The sequence below is a fragment of the Congregibacter sp. genome (genome assembly GCF_047617445.1).
In the GTDB taxonomy this organism is placed as follows: Bacteria; Pseudomonadota; Gammaproteobacteria; order Pseudomonadales; family Halieaceae; genus Congregibacter.
The window spans coordinates 98,656-123,140 of the sequence record NZ_JBLGBE010000002.1; the positions used below are offsets into that span (position 1 = coordinate 98,656).

Annotated in this window: 34 protein-coding genes; 31 read left to right on the forward strand and 3 right to left on the reverse strand. The window is 54.0% G+C overall.

The genetic code is table 11. From position 1 onward, the window contains the following. Positions 1–8: 8 nt before the first annotated feature. The 24 genes from rplB (at position 9) to rplQ (ending at position 12,066) form a co-directional block, all read left to right on the forward strand. Positions 9–836: a 50S ribosomal protein L2 gene (gene rplB / locus ACI9KD_RS01340; protein ID WP_414979339.1), complete on the forward strand. Its 828-nt coding sequence runs from the start codon at positions 9–11 to the stop codon at positions 834–836. A 48-nt stretch (positions 837–884) separates the two neighbouring features. After that, positions 885–1,160, forward strand: coding sequence for a 30S ribosomal protein S19 (rpsS, locus tag ACI9KD_RS01345; protein WP_009024884.1), 276 nt, complete (start codon positions 885–887; stop codon positions 1,158–1,160). A 28-nt stretch (positions 1,161–1,188) separates the two neighbouring features. Beyond that, a complete protein-coding gene (gene rplV, locus ACI9KD_RS01350; RefSeq protein WP_414979340.1) occupies positions 1,189–1,527 on the forward strand; it encodes a 50S ribosomal protein L22 in 339 nt (112 codons plus the stop codon). 19 nt (positions 1,528–1,546) lie between these two features. Beyond that, positions 1,547–2,215 (forward strand): 30S ribosomal protein S3, encoded by a 669-nt coding sequence (rpsC, locus tag ACI9KD_RS01355; protein WP_414979341.1) that lies wholly within the window; start codon positions 1,547–1,549, stop codon positions 2,213–2,215. Between the two features lie 28 nt (positions 2,216–2,243). Beyond that, positions 2,244–2,657: a 50S ribosomal protein L16 gene (gene rplP / locus ACI9KD_RS01360; RefSeq protein WP_414979342.1), complete on the forward strand. Its 414-nt coding sequence runs from the start codon at positions 2,244–2,246 to the stop codon at positions 2,655–2,657. Next, the gene (gene rpmC / locus ACI9KD_RS01365) at positions 2,657–2,848 is read left to right on the forward strand and encodes a 50S ribosomal protein L29 (protein ID WP_414979343.1); all 192 of its coding nucleotides are present in this window, start codon (positions 2,657–2,659) and stop codon (positions 2,846–2,848) included. The genes rplP and rpmC overlap by 1 nt, the downstream gene beginning before the upstream one ends. A 2-nt stretch (positions 2,849–2,850) precedes the next feature. After that, complete coding sequence (gene rpsQ / locus ACI9KD_RS01370; protein WP_414979344.1) at positions 2,851–3,120, forward strand: 30S ribosomal protein S17; 270 nt, start codon at positions 2,851–2,853, stop codon at positions 3,118–3,120. Beyond that, positions 3,117–3,485 carry a 50S ribosomal protein L14 gene (rplN, locus tag ACI9KD_RS01375; protein WP_414979345.1) on the forward strand — a complete coding sequence of 123 codons (369 nt, stop codon included), beginning with the start codon at positions 3,117–3,119 and terminating at the stop codon, positions 3,483–3,485. Before rpsQ ends, rplN begins: the two co-directional genes overlap by 4 nt. A 49-nt stretch (positions 3,486–3,534) precedes the next feature. Beyond that, entirely contained in the window at positions 3,535–3,849 is a 315-nt protein-coding gene (gene rplX, locus ACI9KD_RS01380; protein WP_414979346.1) for a 50S ribosomal protein L24, read from the forward strand. Positions 3,850–3,872: 23 nt separating this feature from the next. Next, a complete protein-coding gene (gene rplE, locus ACI9KD_RS01385) occupies positions 3,873–4,412 on the forward strand; it encodes a 50S ribosomal protein L5 (protein WP_414979347.1) in 540 nt (179 codons plus the stop codon). 8 nt (positions 4,413–4,420) lie between these two features. After that, the gene (rpsN, locus tag ACI9KD_RS01390) at positions 4,421–4,726 is read left to right on the forward strand and encodes a 30S ribosomal protein S14 (protein WP_414979348.1); all 306 of its coding nucleotides are present in this window, start codon (positions 4,421–4,423) and stop codon (positions 4,724–4,726) included. A gap of 23 nt (positions 4,727–4,749) precedes the next feature. After that, positions 4,750–5,145: a 30S ribosomal protein S8 gene (gene rpsH, locus ACI9KD_RS01395; protein ID WP_414979349.1), complete on the forward strand. Its 396-nt coding sequence runs from the start codon at positions 4,750–4,752 to the stop codon at positions 5,143–5,145. Positions 5,146–5,227: 82 nt separating this feature from the next. After that, the gene (rplF, locus tag ACI9KD_RS01400; RefSeq protein WP_414979350.1) at positions 5,228–5,755 is read left to right on the forward strand and encodes a 50S ribosomal protein L6; all 528 of its coding nucleotides are present in this window, start codon (positions 5,228–5,230) and stop codon (positions 5,753–5,755) included. Positions 5,756–5,768: 13 nt separating this feature from the next. Beyond that, positions 5,769–6,119, forward strand: a complete 351-nt coding sequence (gene rplR, locus ACI9KD_RS01405) for a 50S ribosomal protein L18 (RefSeq protein ID WP_414979351.1) — start codon at positions 5,769–5,771, stop codon at positions 6,117–6,119. Between the two features lie 12 nt (positions 6,120–6,131). Further along, entirely contained in the window at positions 6,132–6,638 is a 507-nt protein-coding gene (gene rpsE, locus ACI9KD_RS01410; protein ID WP_414979352.1) for a 30S ribosomal protein S5, read from the forward strand. A 65-nt stretch (positions 6,639–6,703) separates the two neighbouring features. Next, positions 6,704–6,892: a 50S ribosomal protein L30 gene (rpmD, locus tag ACI9KD_RS01415; protein WP_414979353.1), complete on the forward strand. Its 189-nt coding sequence runs from the start codon at positions 6,704–6,706 to the stop codon at positions 6,890–6,892. Positions 6,893–6,900: 8 nt separating this feature from the next. Continuing rightward, a complete protein-coding gene (rplO, locus tag ACI9KD_RS01420; RefSeq protein ID WP_414979394.1) occupies positions 6,901–7,335 on the forward strand; it encodes a 50S ribosomal protein L15 in 435 nt (144 codons plus the stop codon). Positions 7,336–7,403: 68 nt separating this feature from the next. Continuing rightward, a complete protein-coding gene (gene secY, locus ACI9KD_RS01425; RefSeq protein ID WP_414979354.1) occupies positions 7,404–8,726 on the forward strand; it encodes a preprotein translocase subunit SecY in 1,323 nt (440 codons plus the stop codon). A 27-nt stretch (positions 8,727–8,753) separates the two neighbouring features. After that, positions 8,754–8,870, forward strand: a complete 117-nt coding sequence (gene rpmJ, locus ACI9KD_RS01430; protein WP_414979355.1) for a 50S ribosomal protein L36 — start codon at positions 8,754–8,756, stop codon at positions 8,868–8,870. Positions 8,871–9,005: 135 nt separating this feature from the next. Further along, the gene (rpsM, locus tag ACI9KD_RS01435; RefSeq protein WP_414979356.1) at positions 9,006–9,362 is read left to right on the forward strand and encodes a 30S ribosomal protein S13; all 357 of its coding nucleotides are present in this window, start codon (positions 9,006–9,008) and stop codon (positions 9,360–9,362) included. Positions 9,363–9,461: 99 nt separating this feature from the next. Further along, on the forward strand, positions 9,462–9,854 hold the full coding sequence (gene rpsK, locus ACI9KD_RS01440; RefSeq protein WP_008292587.1) for a 30S ribosomal protein S11: 393 nt from the start codon (positions 9,462–9,464) through the stop codon (positions 9,852–9,854). Between the two features lie 14 nt (positions 9,855–9,868). Then, positions 9,869–10,489, forward strand: a complete 621-nt coding sequence (gene rpsD / locus ACI9KD_RS01445) for a 30S ribosomal protein S4 (RefSeq protein WP_414979357.1) — start codon at positions 9,869–9,871, stop codon at positions 10,487–10,489. 76 nt (positions 10,490–10,565) lie between these two features. After that, a complete protein-coding gene (locus ACI9KD_RS01450; protein ID WP_414979358.1) occupies positions 10,566–11,570 on the forward strand; it encodes a DNA-directed RNA polymerase subunit alpha in 1,005 nt (334 codons plus the stop codon). A gap of 103 nt (positions 11,571–11,673) precedes the next feature. Then, complete coding sequence (gene rplQ, locus ACI9KD_RS01455) at positions 11,674–12,066, forward strand: 50S ribosomal protein L17 (RefSeq protein WP_414979359.1); 393 nt, start codon at positions 11,674–11,676, stop codon at positions 12,064–12,066. A gap of 392 nt (positions 12,067–12,458) precedes the next feature. On the opposite strand, the gene uvrA is transcribed toward rplQ, so the two are convergent. Next, positions 12,459–15,311: an excinuclease ABC subunit UvrA gene (gene uvrA / locus ACI9KD_RS01460; protein ID WP_414979360.1), complete on the reverse strand. Its 2,853-nt coding sequence runs from the start codon at positions 15,309–15,311 to the stop codon at positions 12,459–12,461. 157 nt (positions 15,312–15,468) lie between these two features. Here uvrA and ACI9KD_RS01465 point away from each other — a divergent pair, with 157 nt between their 5' ends. The 5 genes from ACI9KD_RS01465 to glp all read left to right on the forward strand — a co-directional run bounded on the left by ACI9KD_RS01465 (position 15,469) and on the right by glp (position 19,927). Continuing rightward, the gene (locus tag ACI9KD_RS01465; protein WP_414979361.1) at positions 15,469–16,674 is read left to right on the forward strand and encodes an MFS transporter; all 1,206 of its coding nucleotides are present in this window, start codon (positions 15,469–15,471) and stop codon (positions 16,672–16,674) included. Between the two features lie 76 nt (positions 16,675–16,750). After that, complete coding sequence (ssb, locus tag ACI9KD_RS01470) at positions 16,751–17,266, forward strand: single-stranded DNA-binding protein (RefSeq protein ID WP_414979362.1); 516 nt, start codon at positions 16,751–16,753, stop codon at positions 17,264–17,266. A gap of 44 nt (positions 17,267–17,310) precedes the next feature. Next, entirely contained in the window at positions 17,311–18,189 is an 879-nt protein-coding gene (locus ACI9KD_RS01475; protein ID WP_414979363.1) for a sugar nucleotide-binding protein, read from the forward strand. A 5-nt stretch (positions 18,190–18,194) separates the two neighbouring features. Next, positions 18,195–18,713, forward strand: coding sequence for a molybdenum cofactor biosynthesis protein B (moaB, locus tag ACI9KD_RS01480; protein ID WP_414979364.1), 519 nt, complete (start codon positions 18,195–18,197; stop codon positions 18,711–18,713). A 2-nt stretch (positions 18,714–18,715) separates the two neighbouring features. Next, positions 18,716–19,927 (forward strand): gephyrin-like molybdotransferase Glp, encoded by a 1,212-nt coding sequence (gene glp, locus ACI9KD_RS01485; protein WP_414979365.1) that lies wholly within the window; start codon positions 18,716–18,718, stop codon positions 19,925–19,927. A gap of 31 nt (positions 19,928–19,958) precedes the next feature. Here the strand turns inward: glp and fabB are convergent, their stop codons facing one another. Together fabB and fabA are read right to left on the reverse strand one after the other, a co-directional pair. Next, positions 19,959–21,185 (reverse strand): beta-ketoacyl-ACP synthase I, encoded by a 1,227-nt coding sequence (fabB, locus tag ACI9KD_RS01490; protein ID WP_414979366.1) that lies wholly within the window; start codon positions 21,183–21,185, stop codon positions 19,959–19,961. Between the two features lie 3 nt (positions 21,186–21,188). After that, the gene (fabA, locus tag ACI9KD_RS01495; protein WP_414979367.1) at positions 21,189–21,704 is read right to left on the reverse strand and encodes a 3-hydroxyacyl-[acyl-carrier-protein] dehydratase FabA; all 516 of its coding nucleotides are present in this window, start codon (positions 21,702–21,704) and stop codon (positions 21,189–21,191) included. A gap of 433 nt (positions 21,705–22,137) precedes the next feature. On the opposite strand from fabA, the gene ACI9KD_RS01500 reads away from it, so the two are divergent. Then, complete coding sequence (locus ACI9KD_RS01500) at positions 22,138–23,547, forward strand: mannose-1-phosphate guanylyltransferase/mannose-6-phosphate isomerase (RefSeq protein WP_414979368.1); 1,410 nt, start codon at positions 22,138–22,140, stop codon at positions 23,545–23,547. Between the two features lie 103 nt (positions 23,548–23,650). Further along, entirely contained in the window at positions 23,651–24,481 is an 831-nt protein-coding gene (galU, locus tag ACI9KD_RS01505) for a UTP--glucose-1-phosphate uridylyltransferase GalU (RefSeq protein WP_414979369.1), read from the forward strand. Positions 24,482–24,485 lie beyond the last annotated feature (4 nt).

Sequence of the window (24,485 nt, forward strand, 5' to 3'; positions counted from 1 at the left end):
GCGGACAAATGGCAATAGCAAAGAGTAAGCCGACGTCAGCGGGCCGCCGTCATCAGGTTCGCGTCGTTAGTGAGGAGTTGCACAAAGGTGCACCCTACGCGCCACTGCTGGAAAAGCAGTCGCGTAACGGCGGTCGAAACAACAACGGACGTATTACGACGCGTCACATTGGCGGTGGTCACAAGCAGCACTATCGCATCATCGACTTTAAGCGCAACAAAGATGCAATTCCGGCGAAAGTCGAGCGGATTGAGTATGACCCTAACCGCACAGCGCATATCGCTCTGTTGCTCTTCGCCGATGGCGAGCGTCGCTACATTATCGCTCCCAAGGGTTTGAAGGCTGGTGATGCTGTTCAGTCTGGGTCAGCAGCACCAATCAAGGCGGGTAATTGTTTGCCTTTGCGCAATATCCCGGTTGGATCGGTAGTGCACGCAGTTGAGTTGAAGCCTGGTAAGGGAGCGCAAATTGCGCGCTCCGCAGGTGCTTCGGTTCAGCTTGCCGCGCGGGAAGGTCGTTACGCGACCATTCGGCTGCGGTCTGGTGAGATGCGTAAAGTGCTTTCTGATTGTCGCGCAACGCTGGGTGAGGTTTCTAACTCCGAGCACAGTCTGCGTAAGTTAGGCAAAGCTGGTGCTGCGCGCTGGCGTGGTGTTCGTCCTACGGTACGTGGTGTTGCCATGAACCCGGTCGATCACCCGCATGGTGGTGGTGAAGGTCGTACCTCTGGTGGTCGACATCCGGTTAGCCCCTGGGGCACGCCGACCAAGGGTTACAAGACCCGCAAGAACAAACGTACTGATGCTCTCATCGTGCGTCGCCGGCGCAAGAAGTAACGCTGGCGCCCTTTGGGATTGGACGAATAGGATTAGAGGAAGAAAACAGTGCCGCGTTCATTGAAGAAAGGCCCGTTTATCGATCTGCATCTTCTCAAGAAAGTTGAGGTAGCAGTGGAAGCAAATGATCGTCGACCTATCAAGACCTGGTCGCGTCGTTCCATGGTGTCTCCGGACATGGTTGGTTTGACTATTGCCGTACATAACGGGCGCCAACACGTGCCTGTATTGGTGAACGAGGACATGGTTGGCCACAAGCTTGGCGAGTTCGCAGTAACGCGTACTTTCAAGGGCCACGTTGTGGACAAGAAGGCGAAGCGCTAAGCGCTGGCCCGGAATAGGAATCAGATTGATGGAAGTTGCAGCTAGATTGAAAGGTGCCCGCATCTCCGCGCAGAAAGCGCGGCTGGTTGCGGACCAGGTGCGGGGAAAGCCCGTAGAAGAGGCCTTGTCTGTGCTGGAGTACAGCAATAAGAAGGCAGCACAGATTGTTCGTAAAGTGCTGAACTCTGCGATTGCAAATGCTGAGAACAATGAAGGCGCTGACGTAGACGAGTTGAAGATATCTTCAGTGTTCGTAGACGAAGGTGTGACGATGAAGCGCTTGCGTCCGCGAGCCAAGGGTCGCGCTGATCGTATTTTGAAGCGCAGCTGCCATATAACAGTAAAAGTCGCCGACGGCGAAAGCTAAAGGATTAGGAGAGCACCACATGGGTCAGAAAGTACATCCCACGGGCATCCGCCTTGGCATCGTCAAGGATCACACTTCGGTGTGGTATGCCGATCGCAAGAACTATGCGAAACAGTTGATAAATGATCTGCACGTGCGCAGCTTTATCGAGAAGAAACTTGATAACGCTTCGGTGAGTCGCATTGTTATTGAGCGTCCCGCGCAGACTGCACGTATCACCATTCACACCGCCCGACCAGGCATTGTGATTGGTAAGAAAGGCGAAGACGTCGATAAGCTTCGCAAGGTATTGGCTGAGAAAATGGGTGTGCCCGTGCACCTCAACATTGAAGAGATTCGCAAGCCCGATCTGGACGCTCGTTTAGTGGCTCAGAATGTGGCACAGCAGCTCGAGCGACGAGTAATGTTCCGTCGCGCTATGAAGCGCGTAGTTCAAAACGCTATGCGACAGGGTGCACAGGGTATCAAGGTTCAGGTGAGCGGCCGTTTGGGCGGAGCAGAAATTGCGCGCACCGAGTGGTATCGAGAAGGTCGAGTGCCTTTGCACACACTGAGAGCAGATATTGATTACGCCACGTATGAGGCGGCAACGACTTACGGAATTTTGGGCGTAAAAGTCTGGATTTTCAAAGGTGAGGTGCTAGGTGCTGACGAGGCTGGTAACGGCCGTAAAGCAGCGGCTAAGTAAGCGGCCAAAAAGCTAAGGGTTTAGAAGAATGCTGCAACCAAAACGTACAAAGTTTCGCAAGGCGATGAAGGGCCGTAATCGCGGTCTCGCGCATCGCGGTAGCAAGGTTAGCTTTGGCGAATTCGGATTAAAAGCCACTGGTCGTGGGCGCCTTACTGCGCGCCAGATCGAGGCGGCTCGTCGTGCCATGACCCGTCATATCAAGCGGGGCGGTAAGATCTGGATTCGTGTATTCCCGGATAAGCCGATTACTGGCAAGCCGTTGGAAGTTCGCCAAGGTAAAGGTAAGGGTAACGTAGAGTATTGGGTTGCTCAGGTGCAACCTGGCAAAGTGCTCTACGAATTACAGGGTGTGTCGGAAGAGTTGGCGCGGGAAGCTTTTGAGCTGGCCGCAGCTAAGATTCCGATTGCCACTGCATTTGTTAAAAGATCGGTGATGTGATGAAAGGCAGCGAATTGCGCGAGCAGAGCGCAGAACAATTAGGCGAGCAGCTCCTAGCGCTCCGAGAGGAGCAGTTCAAGCTGCGCATGCAAAAGGCGACAGGCCAGTTAGGTCAGACGCATCTTTTGCAGGCAAACCAGCGCGACATCGCGCGGGTTAAAACTGTGATGCACGAAAAGGCAGGTGAATAGCGATGTCAGCTGAAAAAAGAACCCGTACCGTAACTGGTCGAGTATTAAGCAATAAGATGGACAAGACCATCACTGTGCTTATCGAGCGTCGCGTCCGTCATGCCATGTATGGCAAGTACATGACCCGCTCATCGAAAGTGCACGCCCATGATGCTGACAACCAGTGTGGTGTTGGTGATTTGGTGACGGTTGCTGAAACTCGTCCGATCTCTAAGAGCAAAAGCTGGAACCTCGTTGAGGTTGTAGAGAAAGTGGAGAGTGCGGCGCAATGATCCAGACAGAATCCTATTTGGAAGTGGCAGATAACAGCGGCGCACGCCGAGTTATGTGCATCAAGGTCCTCGGTGGATCCAAGCGTCGTTATGCGCGCGTTGGTGATCTCATCAAGGTTACGGTTAAAGAAGCCATTCCTCGCGGAAAGGTGAAGAAGGGCCAGGTCATGACTGCGGTCGTTGTGCGCACCAAGAAAGGTGTTCGACGGCCTGATGGTTCATTGATCAAGTTTGATGATAACGCGGCAGTTCTTCTGAACAACCAAGACGCTCCGATCGGGACCCGTATTTTTGGGCCGGTAACTCGAGAGCTTCGCGGTGAGAAATTCATGAAGATTATTTCCCTTGCACCGGAAGTAATCTGAAGGCGGGGAGTCAACCTCAGGGTTGCTGCACGGCAGAGAGTAGAGAGCTATGTTGAAAATTAAGTGTGACGATGAAGTAATCGTGCTGGCCGGCAAGGATAAGGGCAAGCGTGGGAAGGTGCGCAAGATTGTAAGTGAAAGTCGCGTAATTGTGACTGGCATTAACATGATCAAAAAGCACACCAAGCCTAACCCGCAGGCCGGTGTTCAGGGCGGGATCATTGAGCGAGAGGCGGCTATTCAGGTGTCGAACATCGCAATTTTCAACCCTGAGACGAGTAAAGCAGACCGTGTTGGTTTCCGTGTTGATGACGGGAAAAAGGTCAGATTTTTTAAGTCTAACGGCACGGCTCTGGACGCCTAAGGGCAAGGAACAGGTACAAGTAAATGGCAACCTTGAAAGAAAAGTATCGGGACGAGATCGCAGCTAAGCTCAAAGAAGAATTGGGCTTGGATAATGTGATGGAAATACCCAGGATTACCAAGATCACCTTGAATATGGGTGTTGGCGAAGCCGTAGGCGACAAAAAGGTTATGGAGAGTGCGCTCTCAGATATGACCAAAATTGCCGGACAGAAGCCTGTTGTTACCCTGGCTCGACGGTCTATTGCTGGATTTAAGATTCGCGATGGATGGCCCATCGGGTGTAAAGTGACTCTGCGCGGCGAGAGAATGTATGAGTTCCTCGAGCGATTGGTTAGCATCGCCATTCCCCGTATTCGCGACTTTCGCGGTATAAGCCCCAAGTCTTTTGACGGGCGCGGGAACTTTGCGATGGGTGTGACTGAGCAGATTATCTTCCCAGAGATTAACTACGACGAAGTAGACAGTCTTCGCGGTATGGATATTACGATCACTACGACGGCACGCACGGACGACGAAGGTCGCGCCTTGTTGCGTTCTTTCAATTTTCCGCTGAAAGGGTAATTCGGGATATGGCTAAGAAGTCGATGATTGCGCGCGAAGACAAGCGTGCTAGCACCGTTGCCCGGTATGCGGCAAAGCGTGCAGAGATTAAAGCGATCCTGGCAAGTACTACTGCCAGTGACGAAGAGAAGTGGGATGCGCAGGTGGCATTGCAGAAGTTGCCGCGTAACGCCAGCCCTGTTCGACAGCGGCGACGATGCGCGATAACGGGCCGCCCTCATGGTGTGTACCGTAAGTTTGGCCTGTGTCGTAACAAGCTCCGTGAAGCCGCTATGCGCGGTGACGTCCCCGGTCTGGTTAAGGCCAGCTGGTAAGCGAAGCCGAGAGGAATAGAAACATGAGTATGCAAGACCCATTGGCGGATATGTTGACCCGCATTCGCAACGCACAGATGGCTGGACACACCGGTATCGATATGCCCGGTTCAAAGCTGAAAGTCGCAGTTGCAAAGGTATTAGAAGACGAGGGCTACATAGCCGGATTTGAGGCTCATGCGGATGGCGTAAAGCCGCGTCTGCGTCTCGAGCTTAAGTATTTTGAAGGTAAGCCCGTAATTGCAGAAATTGATCGCGTCAGCCGTCCAAGCGTGCGCCGCTACTCAGGTAAAGATGAGTTGCCGACTGTACGTAACGGACTTGGTGTCGCAATCGTTTCAACGTCGCGTGGTGTTATGACTGAACGTGCGGCGCGAGCAGCCGGCGTAGGTGGCGAGGTGCTTTGCACGGTCTTCTAAAGACCTGAGTGCGGGCTTGGCTAGTTAAGAAATTTGGCGTTGTTGCAAGGCAACGCCAAAAGACAGAGAGAAAGGGCGAAGTATGTCCAGAGTTGCGAATAATCCAGTCTCCCTGCCGAAAGGCGTGGAGGTGACCGTAGCCGGTCGTGAAGTGCAGGTGAAGGGCGCCAAAGGCTCTCTGTCCCTGTCTCTTTATAAAGGCGTAAACATTGCTCAGGAAGACGGTGTCGTTACGTTTGCGTACGAGACCGATTCATCTAAGGCGATGGCAGGTACAACACGTTCACTTGTGAACAACATGGTCAAGGGCGTGTCCGAGGGCTGGCAGAAAAAGCTGGTACTTAACGGTGTTGGTTATCGTGCCAAGGCTACCGGTAAGTCAGTAAATCTGACTGTCGGGTTGTCTCATCCGGTGGACTTTGAACTCCCGGAAGGGCTCAGTGCTGAGACACCGACGCAGACAGAGATCGTTGTGAGCGGAATTGACAAGCAGGCAGTTGGGGAGGCGGCGGCGAAAATTCGACGTTTCCGTCCACCAGAGCCATACAAGGGTAAAGGTATTCGTTACGCGGATGAGCATGTCCGACGTAAGGAAGCCAAGAAGAAGTAACAGGACATTCGAGATGAGTGCAAAGAACGATTCGCGTCTCCGTCGCGCCCGCAAGGCGCGCCAGCGTATGCGCACCCAAGGTGCAAACCGTCTGAGCGTACACCGGACTCCGCAGCACATTTATGCGCAGGTGTTTGCGCCTACTGGCGGTACGGTCCTGGCAAGCGCTTCTACGTTGGACACTAGTCTGCGTAGTGGGGCAACAGGCAATATTGATGCAGCATCAGCGGTAGGTAAGCTCCTTGCGGAACGAGCCAAAGCAGCAGGTGTTGAAAAGGTCGCTTTTGATCGCGGTGGGTTTAAGTACCACGGGCGAGTGAAAGCGCTGGCAGAAGCCGCGCGCGAAGGCGGACTGGAATTCTAGGGTATATAGACGATGGCGTTTAACGATCAGAAGCAGCAAGACGGCGACCTCCAGGAAAAACTGGTTCAGGTTAATCGTGTGGCGAAAGTAGTAAAAGGTGGCCGGATCTTCGGATTCACAGCCCTGTCCGTAGTTGGAGATGGCAAAGGTCGTGTCGGTTTTGGTCGTGGCAAGGCGCGTGAGGTGCCTGTTGCAATTCAAAAAGCGATGGAAGCTGCGCGTCGTAACATGATTCAAGTTGATCTTGATAACGGTACGATTCAGTACGCAATCAAGGCTCGTCACGGTGCATCCAAGGTTTACATGCAGCCGGCTTCAGAGGGTACAGGCGTCATCGCAGGTGGTGCTATGCGCGCGGTTCTAGAAATCGCGGGCGTACACAACGTACTAGCCAAGTGTTACGGGTCTACTAATCCCGTAAACGTAGTACGCGCCACATTTAACGGCCTGCGTGATATGTCTTCGCCAGAATCTGTGGCGGCTAAGCGCGGCAAGAGTGTCGAAGAGATTACGAGCTAAGTAGCTGTTATCTACCGACAATATTGATTTAAGTAACTGTTAGCAACAACACGGATTAGCGAGTCATGGCTAAGGCAATAATTAAGGTCACCCAGACCAAGAGCACCAGCGGCCGGTTGAAGAACCACCGCGCCTGCGTTGCAGGATTGGGTCTGCGTCGTATTGGGCACACGGTGGAAGTGGAAGACACTCCGTCGGTCCGCGGCATGATTAATAAAGTCAGCTATATGCTGAGTGTGGAGGAACAGGCGTGAGCGATACAATGCGACTTAACACCCTGAGCCCGGCTCCTGGTTCGCGTAAAGCGAATAAGCGCGTTGGCCGAGGCATCGGTAGTGGCTACGGTAAGACAGCCGGTCGTGGACACAAGGGCCAAAAGGCTCGCTCCGGCGGAAAAGTAGCACCCGGCTTTGAGGGTGGTCAGATGCCCCTTCAGAAGCGTCTGCCAAAGTACGGCTTTACTTCGCGTATTTCTCGCACAACCGCGCAGGTTCGTTTGGGCGAGCTCAATAAGGTTGATGGCGATGTTATCGATCTGGAAGCGTTAAAGAATGCTGACGTTGTGCGTGATGCTGTGTTGCGCGTACGAGTGTTCTTGTCAGGTGAACTGACACGTGCCGTAACGGTCAAAGGCATACCTGTCAGCAAGGGCGCCCGTGAGGCGATCGAGCGGGCCGGCGGCAAGATTGAAGACTAGGTCTTCAATCCTTTACTAGTGCCACATCTAAAGTCTAACAGGATCACAGGAGCGACAACGACAAACTGATGGCCGAGTTACCCTCAGCAAACCGGGCCGGACTGGGCGAGCTTTTTGCTCGCCTTCGTTTCGTATTGGTCGCGATAATTGTGTACCGGATCGGCACGCACATTCCTGTGCCGGGCATCGATCCGAATCAGTTAGCCGCGTTGTTCAACCAGAACCAGGGCACCATTCTTGGTCTTGCGAACATGTTCTCCGGCGGTGCGCTGGAGCGTATGAGTATTCTCGCGCTGGGTATCATGCCGTACATCTCTGCGTCGATTATCATGCAGTTGATGTCTGCGGTGACGCCTCAGCTAGAGCAGTTAAAGAAAGAAGGCGAGTCGGGCCGTAGAAAAATAAGCCAATACACGCGTTACTTGACGGTGGTACTCGCCATTGTTCAAGCCACAGGTATGACGGTGGGTATGGCGAACCAGGGCATGAGTTACAACTCAGGCATGCTGTTTTTCGTTATCGCGATCACCTCCTTGGTCACCGGCGCTGTATTCATGATGTGGCTGGGTGAGCAGATTACTGAGAAGGGCGTTGGCAACGGTATTTCGTTGCTGATTTTTGCTGGGATCGTGGCGGGATTGCCATCAGCGATTGGGCAGTCTCTTGAGCAGGCGCGGCAAGGCGAGATCAACATCCTCGCGCTACTATTGATCCTGTCTTTGGCGATAGCGGTTATTTATATGATCGTGTTCATCGAGCGGGGTCAGCGGAGAATTACCGTGAACTACGCGAAGCGCCAACAGGGGCGCAAGATGTACCAGGCGCAGAGCTCACATCTTCCGCTCAAGGTGAACATGGCGGGTGTGATCCCGGCTATCTTCGCGAGTAGTATTTTGTTGTTCCCAGCCTCTATAGCACAGTGGTTTGGTTCCTCAGGGTCGGCCGATTGGCTGCAGGATATGGCAGTGGCGATCGGGCCAGGGCAGCCCTTGAATATTCTGTTGTTCACCATATTCATCGTGTTCTTCTGTTTCTTCTACACAGCGTTGATGTTCAATCCGCAGGAAGTGGCTGATAACTTGAAGAAATCAGGTGCGTTTGTGCCGGGTATTCGACCTGGGCAGCAAACCGCAAATTATATTGACGGTGTTTTGACTCGGCTTACGGTGTTTGGCTCAGCCTATATCGCGCTCGTGTGTCTCTTGCCGCAATTCTTGGTCGTGACTTGGAACGTGCCCTTCTATTTGGGCGGTACGTCGCTCTTGATCGTAGTCGTCGTGGTGATGGACTTCATGGCGCAGGTTCAGAGCCACATGATGTCGCATCAATACGACTCAGTGATGAAGAAAGCCAATCTGAAGAAATATGGAAATGCGGGCCGCGTTCGTTAAGAGCGGGACTTGTTTGGGAGTAGTAAGATGAAAGTAAGAGCATCAGTAAAGAGGATCTGCAGAAACTGCAAGGTCGTTCGTCGTAAGGGCGTGGTACGCGTGATTTGTAATACAGATCCGCGACACAAGCAGCGACAGGGTTAAGGGCTCCAGGCATTGCGTTCTGGCAATAAAATCGTTAAGATCGCGCGCCTTTTTCCAGGGTTTCGCAAACTCACGTCGCAGCAAGCAATGCTTACTGGGCGCGGTGCGCGCACACAGTTTTTCGGAGATAAGTGAATGGCTCGTATAGCCGGGGTCAACATACCCGACAATAAGCACGCCGTAATCTCCCTCACCTATATATTTGGTGTGGGGCGTACCCAAGCCAAGCGTATTTGCGAGGCCAGCGGCGTAGAAGGGAGCGTTCGTGTAGGTGATCTGTCAGAAGATCAGCTGGACGTGCTGCGTAATAAGGTCGGGGAATTGACTGTCGAAGGTGATCTTCGTCGTGAAGTTTCTATGAACATTAAGCGATTGATGGACCTGGGCTGTAACCGTGGCTTGCGCCACCGTCGCAACCTGCCGCTTCGGGGACAGCGCACCAAGACTAATGCGCGTACTCGTAAGGGACCAAGAAAACCGATTCGCAGGTAATTTTGTACCGGTCGAAGAAGACCGGGCAAGGAACTGTGAATCCTTAATTAGTGTAGCTGCACCGCTGTGCAGTGTTGATATTAAGACAGGATTAGATACATGGCTAAGCCAGGTGCTAAGAGCACGCGCAAGAAAATTACGCGCACCATTGCTGATGGAATCGCGCACATTCATGCGTCATTCAACAACACCATCATTACTATCACCGACCGACAGGGCAACACACTGAGCTGGGCGACTTCTGGTGGCTCTGGTTTCCGTGGTTCGCGTAAAAGCACGCCATTTGCAGCTCAGGTTGCAGCCGAGCGGGCTGGTGAAGCGGCAAAAGAGTATGGTCTCCAGAATTTAGATGTACAGGTAAAAGGCCCCGGGCCAGGTCGTGAATCTGCGGTCCGTGCGCTTAATGCCTGCGGTTACAAGATCAGCAATATCACTGACGTGACGCCGATCCCACACAATGGTTGTCGTCCGCCCAAGAAGCGTCGCGTTTAAGAGGGAGCAAGATTATGGCTCGTTATATTGGCCCAAAGTGTAAGCTCGCTCGCCGAGAGGGCACTGACCTATTTTTGAAGAGTGGCGTTCGTTCGCTGGAATCCAAATGTAAGCCGGATTCTGTTCCAGGGCAGCACGGTGCACGCCGCGGACGCTTGTCGGACTACGGTGTACAGCTGCGCGAGAAGCAGAAGGTTCGCCGAATTTATGGTGTGCTTGAGAAGCAGTTCCGCAACTACTATAAAGAAGCGGCTCGTCTCAAGGGCGCAACCGGTGAAAACCTGCTTCAGCTGCTAGAAAGCCGTCTGGACAACGTGGTTTACCGTATCGGTTTTGGCTCTACGCGTTCCGAGTCGCGTCAGTTGGTTGCTCACAAGGCAATCCTGGTCAACGGTACGGTAGTAAACATCGCTTCTTACAAAGTTAAGGCTGGTGATGTCGTATCTCTGCGTGAGAAGGCCAAGAAGCAGCTGCGCGTGCAGTCGGCTATGGCGCTTGCAGCACAGCGCGGAGAACCCGAGTGGATTGAGATCAATGTTGAGAAGCTGGAAGCGGTTTATAAAACTGCTCCTGATCGACAGGACCTTTCTTCGGACATCAATGAGAATCTGATCGTCGAACTGTACTCGAAGTAAGCTTGGGCGCTTTTGTGCGCCTTGAATCGAGTAATTCGAGCAGATCGATCCGAACAGTTATATACAGGTGCCACAGATGCAATCATCAGTTAAGGAATTACTGACTCCTCGCAAGATTAACGTTGAAGAGAAGAGCAAGACGCGCGCGCAAGTCACACTTGAGCCTTTGGAGCGGGGCTTCGGCCACACGTTGGGTAATGCCCTGCGCCGCATCCTGCTGTCTTCAATGCCCGGCTGCGCAATTACGGAAGTGGAGATTGACGGCGTTCTGCACGAGTACTCTACTATAGAGGGTGTGCAGGAAGACGTTATCGAGATTTTGCTGAACCTCAAGGGTGTGGCCCTGATCATGAACGGTAAGGACGAAGCAGAGCTTGTTCTTAGCAAGGAAGGCGAGGGTCCTGTTACCGCCGCTGATATCCAGACCGATCACGATATCGAAATCTGTAATCCCGATCATCTGATTTGCACCCTCAACAGCAAATCAGCGGTGCACATGAAGTTGACTGTTGCTCGAGGCCGAGGCTATTCACCGGCAGACGCTCGTGAAAATCCCGAAGAGGAGACGCGCTCGATTGGTCGACTCCAGCTGGATGCGACCTTTTCTCCGGTTCTGCGGGTTTCCTACGTAGTGGAAGCAGCTCGGGTTGAGCAGCGCACCGATTTGGATAAGTTGGTACTTGATCTTGAGACTAACGGTACGATTGATCCAGAAGAAGCCATTCGCCGCGCAGCGACGATTCTGAATGATCAGCTTCGGGTGTTTGTTGATCTCCAGAGTGAGACTCAGGCTGTAACTAGTGACGCAGAGGACGAAGTTGATCCTGTATTGCTACGCCCTGTAGATGACCTGGAGTTGACGGTACGTTCTGCGAACTGTCTGAAGGCCGAGAACATTTACTACATCGGCGATTTGGTACAGCGCACTGAAGTAGAGCTGTTGAAGACGCCGAATTTGGGTAAGAAGTCACTCACTGAGATTAAGGATGTGCTGGCTTCGCGTGGCCTGTCCCTCGGTATGCGACTTGAGAGCTGGCCACCGACTAGCCTGCGAAATGACGAAAAGGTGCTCAGTGCCTAACACTGCTTGCTGAGGAAGACTGAAAGCCTTCTTCGGCAGTGTCAGGGCTACGAACACAAAAGACAACAGGGCGTCGAGAGACGCCGAGTAAAGGACTGGAAAAATGCGTCATCGTCAAAGCGGACGTCAGTTAAACCGCAACAGCTCGCACCGTAAGGCCATGTTTCGTAACATGACTATTTCATTGGTCGAGCACGAGCTGATTAGAACCACCTTGCCTAAAGCAAAGGAGCTTCGTGGTTACGCAGAGCCCCTGATCACACTGGCGAAGAACGATAGCGTTGCTAATCGACGCCTGGCATTTGATCGCGTGCGCGACAAAGCAGCAGTAGGCAAACTCTTCACCGAGTTGGGCCCGCGCTACCAGGCTCGCCCCGGCGGTTACATCCGGATCCTTAAGTGTGGATTTCGTACTGGGGATAAGGCGCCTATGGCTTACGTTGAGCTGGTAGACCGTCCACAACCAGAGAGTCACGATGACGCTGGCGACGAATAAGCCGCGATAGTCACAAGTAGTGTCGAAGAGCCGGGTCTAAGCCCGGCTTTTTTGTGCCTGTGACCTGCTGTTTCACTTACGGTGCGTCTAACCGGCGAGATCCCCCGCAGTGCTTCGCTCGACACTGCGGCACATCTCGCTAAAGTTGTGGTTAGGATCACAGATCACAGCTCGCATGGAGCGATCTCAGGGCAGTAGCTGAGCTTCACGATGTTTGCGCTGAGCGAAGCGTGGAAGCGCTAGCAGCGAGAGAAGTAATGCCCTGGGGCTGGGCTAAGTTTGGGCATGCGCTCGGTCAGTGCTGCTTAACGGAGCGTAGAAGCGCTAGTAGCGAGAGAAGTAATGGCCAATGTGTCGCCGGCGCCGGAAAACGGAGAAGCGAAGGCGGAACGTTAAGCCGCCTTACTAGCTCCTGACTTTTTAGCATCCAGCATAGCCTTCAAAAAGTGCCCGGTGTACGACTTTTTGTTCTTCGCAACAGTCTCTGGTGTACCTGTGGCAATGATTTGTCCTCCGCCACTGCCGCCCTCGGGCCCTAGATCGACCACCCAGTCAGCAGTTTTGATAACGTCCAGATTGTGCTCGATGATGACCACAGTATTGCCATGATCTCGCAGGCGATGCAGGACGTGCAGTAGCTGACGGATATCCTCAAAGTGCAAGCCAGTGGTGGGCTCATCGAGGATGTACAGCGTACTACCGGTATCCCGTTTCGAAAGCTCCCGAGATAACTTGACGCGCTGTGCTTCACCACCAGACAAGGTGGTGGCCGCTTGACCAAGGCGCACGTAGCTCAGGCCTACGTCCATGAGGGTATGAAGTTTCCTTGAGATTGTTGGTACGGCTTCGAAGAACTCCAGAGCGTCCTCGATCGTCATGTCGAGTACTTCATGGATGTTCTTGCCTTTATAGCGAATGTCCAAAGTCTCGCGATTGTATCGTCGGCCTTTACAGATATCGCAAGGCACATAGATGTCGGGGAGAAAGTGCATCTCGACCTTGGTAACGCCATCGCCCTGACAAGCTTCGCAGCGGCCACCTTTGACATTGAAGCTGAAACGTCCAGGTTTGTAGCCTCTAGAGCGCGCTTCCTGGGTGCCCGAGAACAGTTCTCTAACGGGCGTGAATATGCCGGTGTAGGTTGCCGGGTTGGACCGCGGGGTGCGACCGATAGGGCTCTGATCAATGTCGATGCACTTATCGATGTGCTCCAAACCTGCAATGTCATGATGTGCGGCAGCAGTCAGCGTGGTGGCGCCGTTCAGTGCCGTGGCGGCTAGAGGATAAAGGGTGGCATTGATCAGCGTGGACTTTCCGGACCCGGATACGCCGGTCACACAGGTAAGAAGGCCGACCGGAATCTCGAGATCTACATCCCGGAGGTTATTGCCGGAGGCCTTGCTAAGGCGGAGTATTCGATTTTTGTCAAAGGCTGTGCGTGTATCGGGAATTTCGATACGACGCTCTCCAGAGAGATAGGCGCCCGTAAGAGAGGTCTTCTCATCCATGATGGCCTGCGCATCGCCTTGGGCGACCACGGTGCCCCCATGTATACCGGCGCCGGGGCCGATATCGATGATGTGATCGGCGGAACGAATAGCGTCTTCGTCGTGTTCTACAACAATGACTGTATTACCCAGATCGCGAAGATGGGTAAGCGTGCGAAGCAGGCGTTCATTGTCTCGTTGATGGAGGCCGATGGAGGGTTCGTCCAGTATGTACATCACTCCCACGAGTCCGGCGCCAATTTGTGAGGCCAGACGAATGCGCTGAGCTTCCCCTCCCGATAGTGTTTCGGCGCTGCGATCCAAGCTGAGATAGTTCAGACCTACATCGACTAGAAACCGGTAGCGAGCGCGTATCTCTTTGAGTATTTTTTCTGCGATTTCCGCGTCGCGTCCTTCCAGCGCCAAAGCGCCAAAATAGTCTTCAGCCTGGCCGACGGGGAGCGCTGTGATGGCGGGAAGGTTTCGATCATTAATCAGAACGTGTCGAGCGTCTTCGCAGAGCCGGCTGCCCTCGCATTCAGCGCAGGGAGCCGTAGTCAAAAACTTGGACAGGTCTTCGCGCACTGATTGAGACTCTGTATCGCGATAGCGCCGCTCCATATTGGGGATGATTCCCTCAAACGCGTGTGAGCGTTTGAAGACATCGCCTCGGTCATTCACATAGGAGAAGCTTATTTCTTCTTTGCCACTGCCTTCAATAATGATTTTCTGGTGCTTGTCAGACAGTTCTTCAAAGGGGGTGTCGATATCAAAACCGAAGTGACCCGCCAGAGAGGTGAGCATATGAAAGTAATACACGTTCCGGCGGTCCCAGCCACGAATAGCGCCCTCGGCGAGGCTCGCTTCGGGATAGAGAACGACCCGGCTTGGGTCAAAGAACTGCCTGACACCCAGCCCATCGCAACTTCCGCAGGCGCCGGCAGGATTGTTAAAGGAAAACAGCCGTGGCTCCAGCTCGTTGATACTGTGTCCACATTCCGGACACGCGAAGCGAGCTGAAAACACCAGGTCAGCGGACTCCCCGTCCATGTCGACCACCAGCGCTAGGCCATCGGTTAGCCCCAGTGCCGTTTCAAAGGACTCTGCAAGACGCTGCTTGAGGTCGTCGCGAACCTTAAAGCGGTCTACAACGACTTCGATGCTGTGCTTCTTCTTTTTGTCGAGGTCTGGAAGATCATCCAGATCACGCACGCTGCCGTCGACCCGCGCACGAACGAAGCCGGCGCCGCGAAGCTCCTCAAATACATGATGATGTTCACCCTTGCGCTCGCGCACCACGGGAGCCAGAAGCATCAAGCGAGCACCCTCGGGTTGCGCTAAGACGGTATCCACCATCTGGCTCACAGTCTGTGCCTGGAGGTGTCGCTTATGCGTCGGGCAGTGCGGCTTTCCTACTCTGGCGTAGAGCAGCCGAAGATAATCATAGATTTCGGTGATGGTGCCTACCGTGGAGCGGGGGTTATGCGACGTGGATTTCTGCTCGATAGAGATCGCAGGGGAGAGTCCTTCGACATGGTCGATGTCAGGTTTTTCCATCATGCTCAGAAACTGGCGCGCATAAGTAGAAAGCGATTCTACATAGCGGCGCTGACCTTCCGCGTACAGGGTGTCAAAGGCTAGAGATGACTTGCCGGATCCCGAAAGCCCGGTAATCACCACTAACTTGTCCCGAGGTATATCGAGGTCGATGTTCTTGAGATTGTGCGTGCGTGCGCCACGCAGTTGAATACTTTCCATGCTGGGTTCCGCAAATGACGAGCAAAAACGCCACAGTATAAGGTGGCGCGATGAAGGCGACAAAACTCTCTGACTATACGCCGTTTGATGCGCCATGGATTGTCGAGGTTGACTTAAAAACTGTTACCATCCGCGGCATTCGCGAGGTACGCCTAAATTGTTAACAAATAATCCCATGACGGCGCTGGAGCGGCGCGTTGTTGCCGCTTTGGCGCTGCTTTATAGCTTTCGTATGCTCGGCTTATTTATGGTGTTGCCGCTGTTGGCGCTGTATGCCGCCGACATGATGGGCGCGTCTCCGTTGATGATCGGCGTGGCATTGGGAGCCTATGGTGCGACCCAAGCTTTGCTGCAGATACCCCTAGGTTGGCTCTCGGATAAAATTGGGCGTAAGCCCGTGATCCTGGGCGGATTAGCGATGTTTGTGCTCGGCAGCGTGGTAGCGGCTCTCGCAGAAAGTGTTCAGGTGATTGCCTTGGGTCGCGCGCTGCAGGGTGCCGGGGCGATCTCTGGCTCGGTAATGGCTTTGGCCGCCGACGTCACCTCCGAAGAGCAGCGTACCAAAGCTATGGCGGTCATCGGTATCAGTATCGGCCTGTCCTTCGCGCTAGCGTTAATCTTTGGGCCGCTCCTGGCTGCCTGGGGTGGTCTTGAGGCGGTTTTCTGGATGACCGCGGCGCTAGCACTGTTGGGTATGGCCATTGTTGCGCTGGGGATACCTACCATTGCAACACGTGCTCACGAAGATGTGGGTGCTAATCGGAACATGTTCCGACCCGTGCTGGCCGATCCTGCGTTGCGGCAGATCAATGGCTCCGTGTTTCTCTTGCACTTCATGCTCACAGCATCATTTTTGGTGTTGCCCTCTGTTATTGAGGGAAGTATGGGTGTACCGCGAGACTCTCACTGGCAAGTCTATTTACCCGTTCTTGTGCTGTCGCTGCTGGGCATGTATCCACTTCTGCGTTTGTCGGAACGAGGAGGCCGCACAGGGCTCGCTCAAAAGATCACTGTACTTATGATGTCGGCATCGTTAGCCCTGCTGTTTTTGGGCAAGGATACGCTGCTGCTGTACGCGGCACTGTGTGGATTTTTTACCGCGGTTAACTATCTTGAGGCTGTTCTGCCATCACTGGTCAGCAAGGCGGTGTTTGCCCATGGCAAAGGTACAGCTCTGGGTGTGTACGCGACCTGCCAGTTTCTCGGCGCCTTTGTTGGCGGAACTTTGGGTGGCTTGGTCTATGGCTACGTCGGGCTCACGGGGCTCCTGTGGCTGATTCTCATGGCTGCTGTGCTTTGGCTAGTGTTGATATGGCGAATCGACCCTCGAGCCGAACCTGGTGCTGCCGCTGGCGTTTTTTGAGCGTTAATGCTGTCGCAATTGCAGAGTTGGATTGCTATATTGATCGGCCTCTATTTTCATATTCGGAAACAGTAGTATGGCTTCGCGCGGCGTCAATAAAGTGATTCTTGTGGGTAATTTGGGCGCTGAGCCAGAAACGCGCTTTATGCCTTCCGGTGGTTCAGTGACCAATGTGCGTCTGGCGACATCCGAGACATGGAAAGACAAGCAAACCGGGCAGCCACAGGAACGCACAGAATGGCACCGCGTAGTGTTTTTCAACCGGTTGGCTGAAGTGGCTGCTGAGTATCTGCACAAGGGTTCCAAGCTCTACGTAGAGGGCGCTATCCGCACCCGTAAGTGGCAGGATCAATCAGGTCAGGACCGTTATACCACTGAGATTGTCGGCAGCGAAATGCAAATGCTCGACAGCCGCGGCGGTAGCGGTGGAGGCGGCAGCAGTAGCGATGATAGTGGTTACGATCAGGGCTATCCCGAAGCGAACGGCGGCTCATCCGGCGGATCTAACTACAGCGCCCCACCCAAGGGTGGTGCCGCCCCCGCGTCGCCGCCTGCTGCAATGGGCGATATCGACGACGATATTCCATTTTAGGTCGCGTGAAATTGCGTACTCATCGCTGGGCGCTCTGACAGCCCGTGGATATCCTCCTAATTGGCTCTGATAACCCCGTAGGTATAGCGCTTCAGGCTGTATTTGCGCAGTGGGGTCGTCATCGCGCCATACCGCTGAGCACTGCTTCCGCGCGGTGGCGCAGCGAACGTCAAGCCAAGAAAGCCGCGCGTAAAGACAAGCCTCAAGCCGTTCTGGATCTGCGGCTGGCGTGGCAGGTGGCTACGGGAGAAGTGCCTCAGCCTCTGGACGTGGAACGCGCACATTGGCTTTCAAAGGCCTGCGAACACAGCGAAATATCTTATCTCCTGCTGTCCAGTGATCAAGTGTTTGCGGGGCAGGGTATACGGAGCTTGCGCGAGTTCGATGCAGCAGATGCGTTAAGTGAGCCCGGTTTGCAGATTATGGAAATCGAGAGCCGGGTAACCCAGGCCGCGCCGTCCGCTATTGTGTTGCGCACCGGCCCTTTGTTCGCCAGTTCTGATAACAATTTACTGACCAGAATGTTGGCGCGGATGATGTCAGAACGGCATGCCGCTTTTGATGATCGAAACATCTTTTGTCCCGTTGCCTGTGACGATGTCGCCCGCGTTCTAGCTGCAATGCTGGATCAATTGAGCGTGGGGGCCGATGCCAGCGGCGTTTATCACTACAGCTCCGCGGATCGCACCACAGGGTATGGTTTTGCCGAGGCGGCCCTTGCCGCGATGAGTCAGTATCGCGACTCCGGAGACGTTGTCATTAGTCCCCGGGAAGAGAGCCCCGAGGGCAGTACAGAGACGCGTGTTTTTGATTGTAGTCGTCTGCGCGATGGTTTTGGGATCAAGCAGGTACCTTGGCGGGGGTTCATGAACCCCACCGTTAAACAGTATTCCCAGAGCCTTACTGCAAAGGAGAGCAGCTAATAGTTATGGCGTCAGAGAGTGAATTTATCGGTCTTGCGGTAGCGGTGTTGACGGTGTCGGATACTCGCGGCCCGGAGAATGACACTTCGGGTGATTTTCTTAGCCAAGCCGCAGCAGAGCAGGGTCACCAGCTTGCTCAAAGAGCCCTGGTTCCTGATGATATTTATCAAATTCGTGCGGTGCTCTCTCAGTGGATCGCGGATCCCGCGATTCACGCGGTATTGATTACCGGGGGCACTGGTTTTTCTGGGAGAGACTCTACTCCGGAGGCCGTACAGCCCTTGTTTGACAAGACCATCGAAGGCTTTGGTGAGGTGTTTCGCGCCTTATCGTTGACGGAGATCGGCTCATCCACCGTGCAATCTCGGGCGATTGCCGGGCTGGCAAATCGCACCGCAATCTTTTGTATGCCTGGGTCCACCGGTGCCTGTCGCACGGCCTGGAATGGAATTCTCAAGGACCAGTTAGATAGCCGGCATCGCCCCTGCAACTTTGTCGCCGTACTGACCAACGCACTGTCCTAGCTATGTCACCCAAGCCCCTCCTGCCGCTGCGCGATGCCTTGGATCAGTTGCTCAGTGATGCTGTGCCTCGTGTTGGAACCGCCGAGGTTTCCCTGAACGAGTCTCTGGGTAGGGTGTTGGCGTTTGATCAGCACGCGCTTATCGATGTGCCCCCGGCAGATAACAGCGCAATGGATGGTTATGCTCTGCGCTCCACAGACGCGGGGCGCTGCCTACCGATAAGTGAACGCATTGCCGCGGGTGACCCGGCGCATGCTCTTGCTTCTGACAGCATCGCAAGGATTTTTACCGGCGGCGAAATTCCTGATGGGGCGGACGCTGTGGTGATGCAGGAGGACGTAGTCGCAAAAGCGGAGTTAGTCGAGCTTCCCGGGACTATTCGAACTGGCCAGCATATCCGCGCTAAAGGGCAAGATTGTCAGGCGGGCGACCGATTACTAGCTCGGGGGCGGCGAATCAGGCCGCAGGATATGGGTTTACTCGCTTCCCAGGGCATCGCGCAAGTGTCTGTTTTCAATAAATTGAGAGTCGCGCTCTTATCCACAGGCAACGAGTTGCAAGAGCCTGGGTCGGGTCCTTTACCTGCCGGTGCGATCTACAACAGCAACCGTCCTATGCTGTTTGGTCTGCTGACGGCTTTGGGTTGTGATGTGGTGGATCTGGGTATCGTGCGCGATACGGCTAGCGCGACTTTGGATGCCCTAAGCGAAGCCGCCGGTCGTGCGGACCTGATTGTGAGCAGCGGGGGTGTTTCTGTGGGCGAAGCCGATCACGTGAGAGATTCGGTGAATGCTCTGGGTAAGATTGACTTGTGGCGCATTGCGATAAAACCGGGCAAACCGTTCGCCTTTGGTCATGTAGGGTCCACACCGTTCATCGGTGTGCCGGGGAATCCCTCATCGGCATTTGTTACTTTTGTGTTATTGGCTCGGCCGTATATCCGCGCCATGCAGGGTCGAAGCGAGTTGTCGTCTGATTTGCTGCCTGCGCGAGCGGACTTTTCGGTGCCCAATAAAGGTAGTCGAGAGGAGTTTCTCCGCGTGAGCACCTGTTTAAAGGCGGGTGAAGTCTGGGCTAGTCCCTATGCGAACCAGAGCTCAGGCGTTCTCAGCTCTGTTTCGGCCAGTGATGCCTTGGCCATTGTTCCGGTGGGCGAAATGATTGAGCTTGGACAAGCGATCCAGCTTATGCCGCTAGACAGTTTGCTTTACTGAAGCGCTCTGTGTTTGAACAGCTCAGCTGCGCTTAAGCGCTGAGCTTTTGGAACACCAGAGAGGCGTTAGTGCCGCCAAAACCAAAGCTGTTTGACATCACTCGCTGGAGATCCACATTGTCGTGGCGTTCTCTTGCGATAGGCATACCTTCAGCTTCAGAGTCCAGAGTTTCAATGTTGGCTGACGCCGCTATAAATCCGGCTTGTTGCATGAGCAGGCTGTAGATTGCTTCTTGCACACCTGCAGCGCCCAATGAATGCCCGGAAAGAGATTTTGTCGAGCCGATAATGGGCGTGTAGTCCCGTGCAGCAAAAGCTTCACGGACAGCCTTCAGTTCTTGAATATCACCGGCGGGTGTACTGGTGCCGTGCGCGTTGATGTAGTCCACGGTGCCCTCTACTGTCGACAATGCTTGGTGCATACAGCGCACAGCGCCTTCGCCAGATGGGGCGACCATGTCATATCCGTCGGAAGTTGCACCGTAGCCTACAAGCTCAGCATAGATTTTTGCACCGCGGGTTTGAGCTGCCTCGAGTGCCTCAAGCACGACCATGCCGCCGCCTCCGGCAATAACGAAGCCGTCACGGTCTGCATCATAAGCACGAGACGCTCGCTCAGGTGTGTCGTTGTACTTGGTGGATAATGCGCCCATGGCGTCAAACAGGCTGCTCATGGTCCAGTGGAGCTCTTCGCCACCGCCTGCAAACACACGGTCTTGCTTGCCGAGCTGAATCTGCTCCATAGCATTGCCGATGCAGTGCGCGCTGGTGGAGCAAGCGGAGGAAATGGAATAGTTAACGCCACGAATTCGAAACGGCGTCGCAAGGCAGGCAGAAACGGTGCTTCCCATTGTCTGGGTCACCCGATAGGGACCCACGCGACGCAAGCCACGCTCGCGAAGGATATCCGCAGCCTCGGTCTGGCTTGCTGAGGATGCGCCGCCGGAACCGGCAATAATGCCCGTGCGATCGTTGGAGATTTCGCTATCAGTTAGCCCTGCATCTTCAATACAGCGTTGCATGGCTATGTAGGCGTAGGCAGCAGCATCACCCATAAACCGTAGTTGCTTTCGGTCGATATGCTCTTTGAAATCGATAACCGGAGATCCTGAGATGTGCGAGCGCATGCCGATATCGATCTGCGACTGGCTGATGCTAATGCCGGATCGGCCATCGCGTAAGGCCTGCGTTACTGTATCGGCCTCATTGCCCAGACAGGACACAATGCCCAAGCCGGTAACTACTACTCTTCGCTGCATGATTTAAAAACTCTCGGTAGATTGGAAAAGACCTACGCGCAAATCCGTCGCATGATAGATATCCTTGTCGTCAACGCTGACTGTGCCATTGGCAATGCCCATCACGAGCTTTCGCTCAATGACACGTTTGATATCGATGGTATAGGTGACTTTTGAGGCAGTAGGCAGGATCTGTCCCGTAAACTTAACTTCACCGCAACCCAGTGCACGCCCTCTACCGGGGTTGCCCCGCCAGCCCAGAAAGAACCCCACCAACTGCCACATGGCATCAAGACCCAGGCAGCCCGGCATTACTGGATCGCCCGGGAAGTGGCAGTCAAAAAACCAGAGCTCCGGGTGGATGTCCAGCTCGGCAATGATTTGACCCTTGCCGTTTGCCCCGCCCTCAGAGCTGATATGCGTGATTCGGTCGAGCATTAGCATGTTGTCGACGGGCAGTTGCGCATTCCCCGGGCCAAACAACTCGCCCATGCCGCAGGCAATCAGTTCGTCTTTTGCAAAGCTCGATTGAGGGTTCATGGTTGCTTGTATCGTCCGGGGTAGGTGATTGAAATTCCGCGAATGAGGGCGGGGTTTTGCAGCTTATATAACTCTTTGACTTGAATACTTACCTAATAGCCTAACCGTTATCTTCTCGTTGTCTTTTAGGCTGTGGTTTTCTTGTAGAAAGTGGGGGCTAGCCTGTGATGCAGTTGGCGTTTGTTGCCGGGTTTTATTGGTTTTGAGACCCCTGCACTTGTCAGCGCTCACGAAGTCGTTAGGCTGTACTTTATTGCGTCAAGTCGGTAGTTGGATAGTTTAATGCATGCATCAGACAAGTCCACCCGTTGATGTATAAACATTGTGGGAACCAAGGGTTGGGTGCTTGAGTTTTTCGTGCTTTACAGCAGGGTGCGGTTTGGCCTTTATGTCGGTAAAGTTTTGTTTTCTGAAATTGTGAGGTAGTGGGTCGATGTTGATACCGGTTTTGTTGTCTGGTGGGGTAGGTAGTCGATTGTGGCCCGTTTCCCGCGAGGCCTATCCCAAGCAGTTTCTTGCTCTGGCGAGCGAGCTGTCGATGCTTCAGGACACCATGGCGCGCACATCGCAGCTGGACAGTGCCCCCCCGCTCATCATTTGTAACGATGAGCACCGGTTTATGGTGGCAGAGCAGCTGCGTCAGTTGTTCGTAGAGCCTGCGGCGATCATTCTTGAGCCCGAGGGGCGCAACACGGCTCCTGCGGTCGCTCTTGCCGCTTTTCAAGCGCTGACAAACGATCCCGATGCACTCTTGTTGGTGCTACCTGCAGATCATCTGATTCGTGATGCGGATGCTTTTACCCGGGCAGTGAAGCTAGGTCTGGAAAAAGCACGGGCTGGCTCACTGATGACGTTTGGCGTGGTGCCGGACGCTGCGGAGACAGGCTACGGATACTTGCGGCTCGGTGATGCTCAGGGCGATGGTCTTTATGCGCTCGATAGCTTTGTCGAGAAACCCGATGCTGACACCGCCAAGGAGTATTTTGAGAGTGGTCAATATCACTGGAACAGCGGAATGTTCCTGTTGTCGGCTTCTGCTTATCTTACTGAGCTCAAAACATATGCCCCGGAAATCTATGCGGCCTGTGAGCTAGCGATGATCAATGCAAGCGCGGACCTCGATTTTCTGCGTCCGGATAAGGATGCATTTTTAGCCTGCCCGTCTGACAGTATTGATTACGCGGTAATGGAGCACACGCAGCACGGCGGAGTGATACCGCTGGACTGCGGTTGGAGCGACGTCGGTGCCTGGTCCACCTTGTGGCAGGTGGCTGATCGCGATAGCGATGGCAATGTCCTTATGGGTGACGTGATGATTGAGGACTGTTCAAACAGCTATCTGCGCAGCGAATCACGCTTGATCGCAGCGACGGGCATTAAGAATTTGATTGTTGTTGAAACACCGGATGCAATTCTCGTTGCCGACCGTGATGGAGTGCAAAACGTTAAGCAGATCGTGTCGCGCCTCAAGGCAGAGGGACGCACCGAGGCCACGTTGCACCAGCGCGTCTACCGGCCTTGGGGAAGCTACGAATCGTTGATCGAAGGCGACCGATTTCAGGTTAAGCGCATTGTGGTTAGCCCGGGCCAGACCTTGTCACTACAGATGCATCACCATCGGGCAGAGCACTGGATAGTCGTGCACGGGACGGCGGAAGTGACCTGTGAAGATAAGGTCTTTACGCTGCGGGAAGATCAGTCGACTTACATCCCACTGGGACACAAGCATCGCCTGGCAAACCCAGGGAAAATACCTCTGGAGCTTATTGAAGTACAGTCAGGCAGCTACCTTGGCGAAGACGATATTGTGCGTTTTGAGGATGTCTACGGACGCAGTTCCTAGTCCGTTAGTGGCAATAGAATTTTGGCTGCAAGATTAACGATTAACGTTGTTCGTAGAGTGGCCGAGTCGTCACCTATGATCTTGAATACAACAGGAGCTCTTTGTGATCAATAAATGTATGTTCCCCGTTGCGGGCTATGGCACGCGATTTTTGCCGGCAACGAAAAGTATGCCTAAGGAAATGCTTCCCATCGTCAACAAGCCGCTGGTGCAGTATGGCGTGGAAGAGGCGATCGAGGCGGGTATGACCACCTGTGCCATGGTCACCGGTCGCGGCAAGCGAGCGATTACGGATCACTTTGATATCAGCTACGAGCTGGAGCACCAGATTAGCGGGACCGCCAAAGAAGGTTATTTGGACAGTATCCGCAATGTGCTGGACAAGGGCATCTTCACCATGGTTCGCCAGCGTGAAATGAAGGGCTTGGGCCATGCAATTCTTACAGGTGAAACGCTCATCGGTAGCGAGCCCTTTGGTGTTGTTCTGTCAGATGACCTTTGTATCAATGAAGGGCCGGGCGTGCTGTCGCAGATGGCTGAGCTTTACAATCAGTTTCGCTGTTCTATCGTCGCAATCATGGAAGTACCCATGGAGGAAGTGCACAAGTATGGCGTGATTGCAGGAGAGCCCTTAAAGGATGGAATCTATCGCGTCGACAAGATGGTTGAAAAGCCCAGTGCTGATGAGGCGCCCTCAAATCTTGCGATTATTGGTCGCTATATTCTGACGCCGGATATTTTTGACATTATCCGAGAGACACCTCCGGGTGCCAATGGTGAGGTGCAGATCACGGATGCGCTGCAAATCCAGGCCGATCGGGGTTGTGTTATGGCTTATAAATTCAAAGGTCGGCGCTTCGACTGCGGTAGTGTTCCAGGCTTCGTAGAGGCGACCAATTACATGTACGAAAACCATTACGTCAAAGGGAGCTGAGCTG

Bases quoted from the DNA above. Each gene is read 5' to 3' on its own strand.
- rplB (WP_414979339.1), top strand. From the start codon at position 9: ATGGCAATAGCAAAGAGTAAGCCGACGTCAGCGGGCCGCCGTCATCAG.
- rplV (WP_414979340.1), top strand. From the start codon at position 1,189: ATGGAAGTTGCAGCTAGATTGAAAGGTGCCCGCATCTCCGCGCAGAAA.
- rpsC (WP_414979341.1), top strand. From the start codon at position 1,547: ATGGGTCAGAAAGTACATCCCACGGGCATCCGCCTTGGCATCGTCAAG.
- rplP (WP_414979342.1), top strand. From the start codon at position 2,244: ATGCTGCAACCAAAACGTACAAAGTTTCGCAAGGCGATGAAGGGCCGT.
- rpmC (WP_414979343.1), top strand. From the start codon at position 2,657: ATGAAAGGCAGCGAATTGCGCGAGCAGAGCGCAGAACAATTAGGCGAG.
- rpsQ (WP_414979344.1), top strand. From the start codon at position 2,851: ATGTCAGCTGAAAAAAGAACCCGTACCGTAACTGGTCGAGTATTAAGC.
- rplN (WP_414979345.1), top strand. From the start codon at position 3,117: ATGATCCAGACAGAATCCTATTTGGAAGTGGCAGATAACAGCGGCGCA.
- rplX (WP_414979346.1), top strand. From the start codon at position 3,535: ATGTTGAAAATTAAGTGTGACGATGAAGTAATCGTGCTGGCCGGCAAG.
- rplE (WP_414979347.1), top strand. From the start codon at position 3,873: ATGGCAACCTTGAAAGAAAAGTATCGGGACGAGATCGCAGCTAAGCTC.
- rpsN (WP_414979348.1), top strand. From the start codon at position 4,421: ATGGCTAAGAAGTCGATGATTGCGCGCGAAGACAAGCGTGCTAGCACC.
- rpsH (WP_414979349.1), top strand. From the start codon at position 4,750: ATGAGTATGCAAGACCCATTGGCGGATATGTTGACCCGCATTCGCAAC.
- rplF (WP_414979350.1), top strand. From the start codon at position 5,228: ATGTCCAGAGTTGCGAATAATCCAGTCTCCCTGCCGAAAGGCGTGGAG.
- rplR (WP_414979351.1), top strand. From the start codon at position 5,769: ATGAGTGCAAAGAACGATTCGCGTCTCCGTCGCGCCCGCAAGGCGCGC.
- rpsE (WP_414979352.1), top strand. From the start codon at position 6,132: ATGGCGTTTAACGATCAGAAGCAGCAAGACGGCGACCTCCAGGAAAAA.
- rpmD (WP_414979353.1), top strand. From the start codon at position 6,704: ATGGCTAAGGCAATAATTAAGGTCACCCAGACCAAGAGCACCAGCGGC.
- rplO (WP_414979394.1), top strand. From the start codon at position 6,901: ATGCGACTTAACACCCTGAGCCCGGCTCCTGGTTCGCGTAAAGCGAAT.
- secY (WP_414979354.1), top strand. From the start codon at position 7,404: ATGGCCGAGTTACCCTCAGCAAACCGGGCCGGACTGGGCGAGCTTTTT.
- rpmJ (WP_414979355.1), top strand. From the start codon at position 8,754: ATGAAAGTAAGAGCATCAGTAAAGAGGATCTGCAGAAACTGCAAGGTC.
- rpsM (WP_414979356.1), top strand. From the start codon at position 9,006: ATGGCTCGTATAGCCGGGGTCAACATACCCGACAATAAGCACGCCGTA.
- rpsK (WP_008292587.1), top strand. From the start codon at position 9,462: ATGGCTAAGCCAGGTGCTAAGAGCACGCGCAAGAAAATTACGCGCACC.
- rpsD (WP_414979357.1), top strand. From the start codon at position 9,869: ATGGCTCGTTATATTGGCCCAAAGTGTAAGCTCGCTCGCCGAGAGGGC.
- ACI9KD_RS01450 (WP_414979358.1), top strand. From the start codon at position 10,566: ATGCAATCATCAGTTAAGGAATTACTGACTCCTCGCAAGATTAACGTT.
- rplQ (WP_414979359.1), top strand. From the start codon at position 11,674: ATGCGTCATCGTCAAAGCGGACGTCAGTTAAACCGCAACAGCTCGCAC.
- uvrA (WP_414979360.1), bottom strand. From the start codon at position 15,311: ATGGAAAGTATTCAACTGCGTGGCGCACGCACGCACAATCTCAAGAAC.
- ssb (WP_414979362.1), top strand. From the start codon at position 16,751: ATGGCTTCGCGCGGCGTCAATAAAGTGATTCTTGTGGGTAATTTGGGC.
- moaB (WP_414979364.1), top strand. From the start codon at position 18,195: ATGGCGTCAGAGAGTGAATTTATCGGTCTTGCGGTAGCGGTGTTGACG.
- glp (WP_414979365.1), top strand. From the start codon at position 18,716: ATGTCACCCAAGCCCCTCCTGCCGCTGCGCGATGCCTTGGATCAGTTG.
- fabB (WP_414979366.1), bottom strand. From the start codon at position 21,185: ATGCAGCGAAGAGTAGTAGTTACCGGCTTGGGCATTGTGTCCTGTCTG.
- fabA (WP_414979367.1), bottom strand. From the start codon at position 21,704: ATGAACCCTCAATCGAGCTTTGCAAAAGACGAACTGATTGCCTGCGGC.
- ACI9KD_RS01500 (WP_414979368.1), top strand. From the start codon at position 22,138: ATGTTGATACCGGTTTTGTTGTCTGGTGGGGTAGGTAGTCGATTGTGG.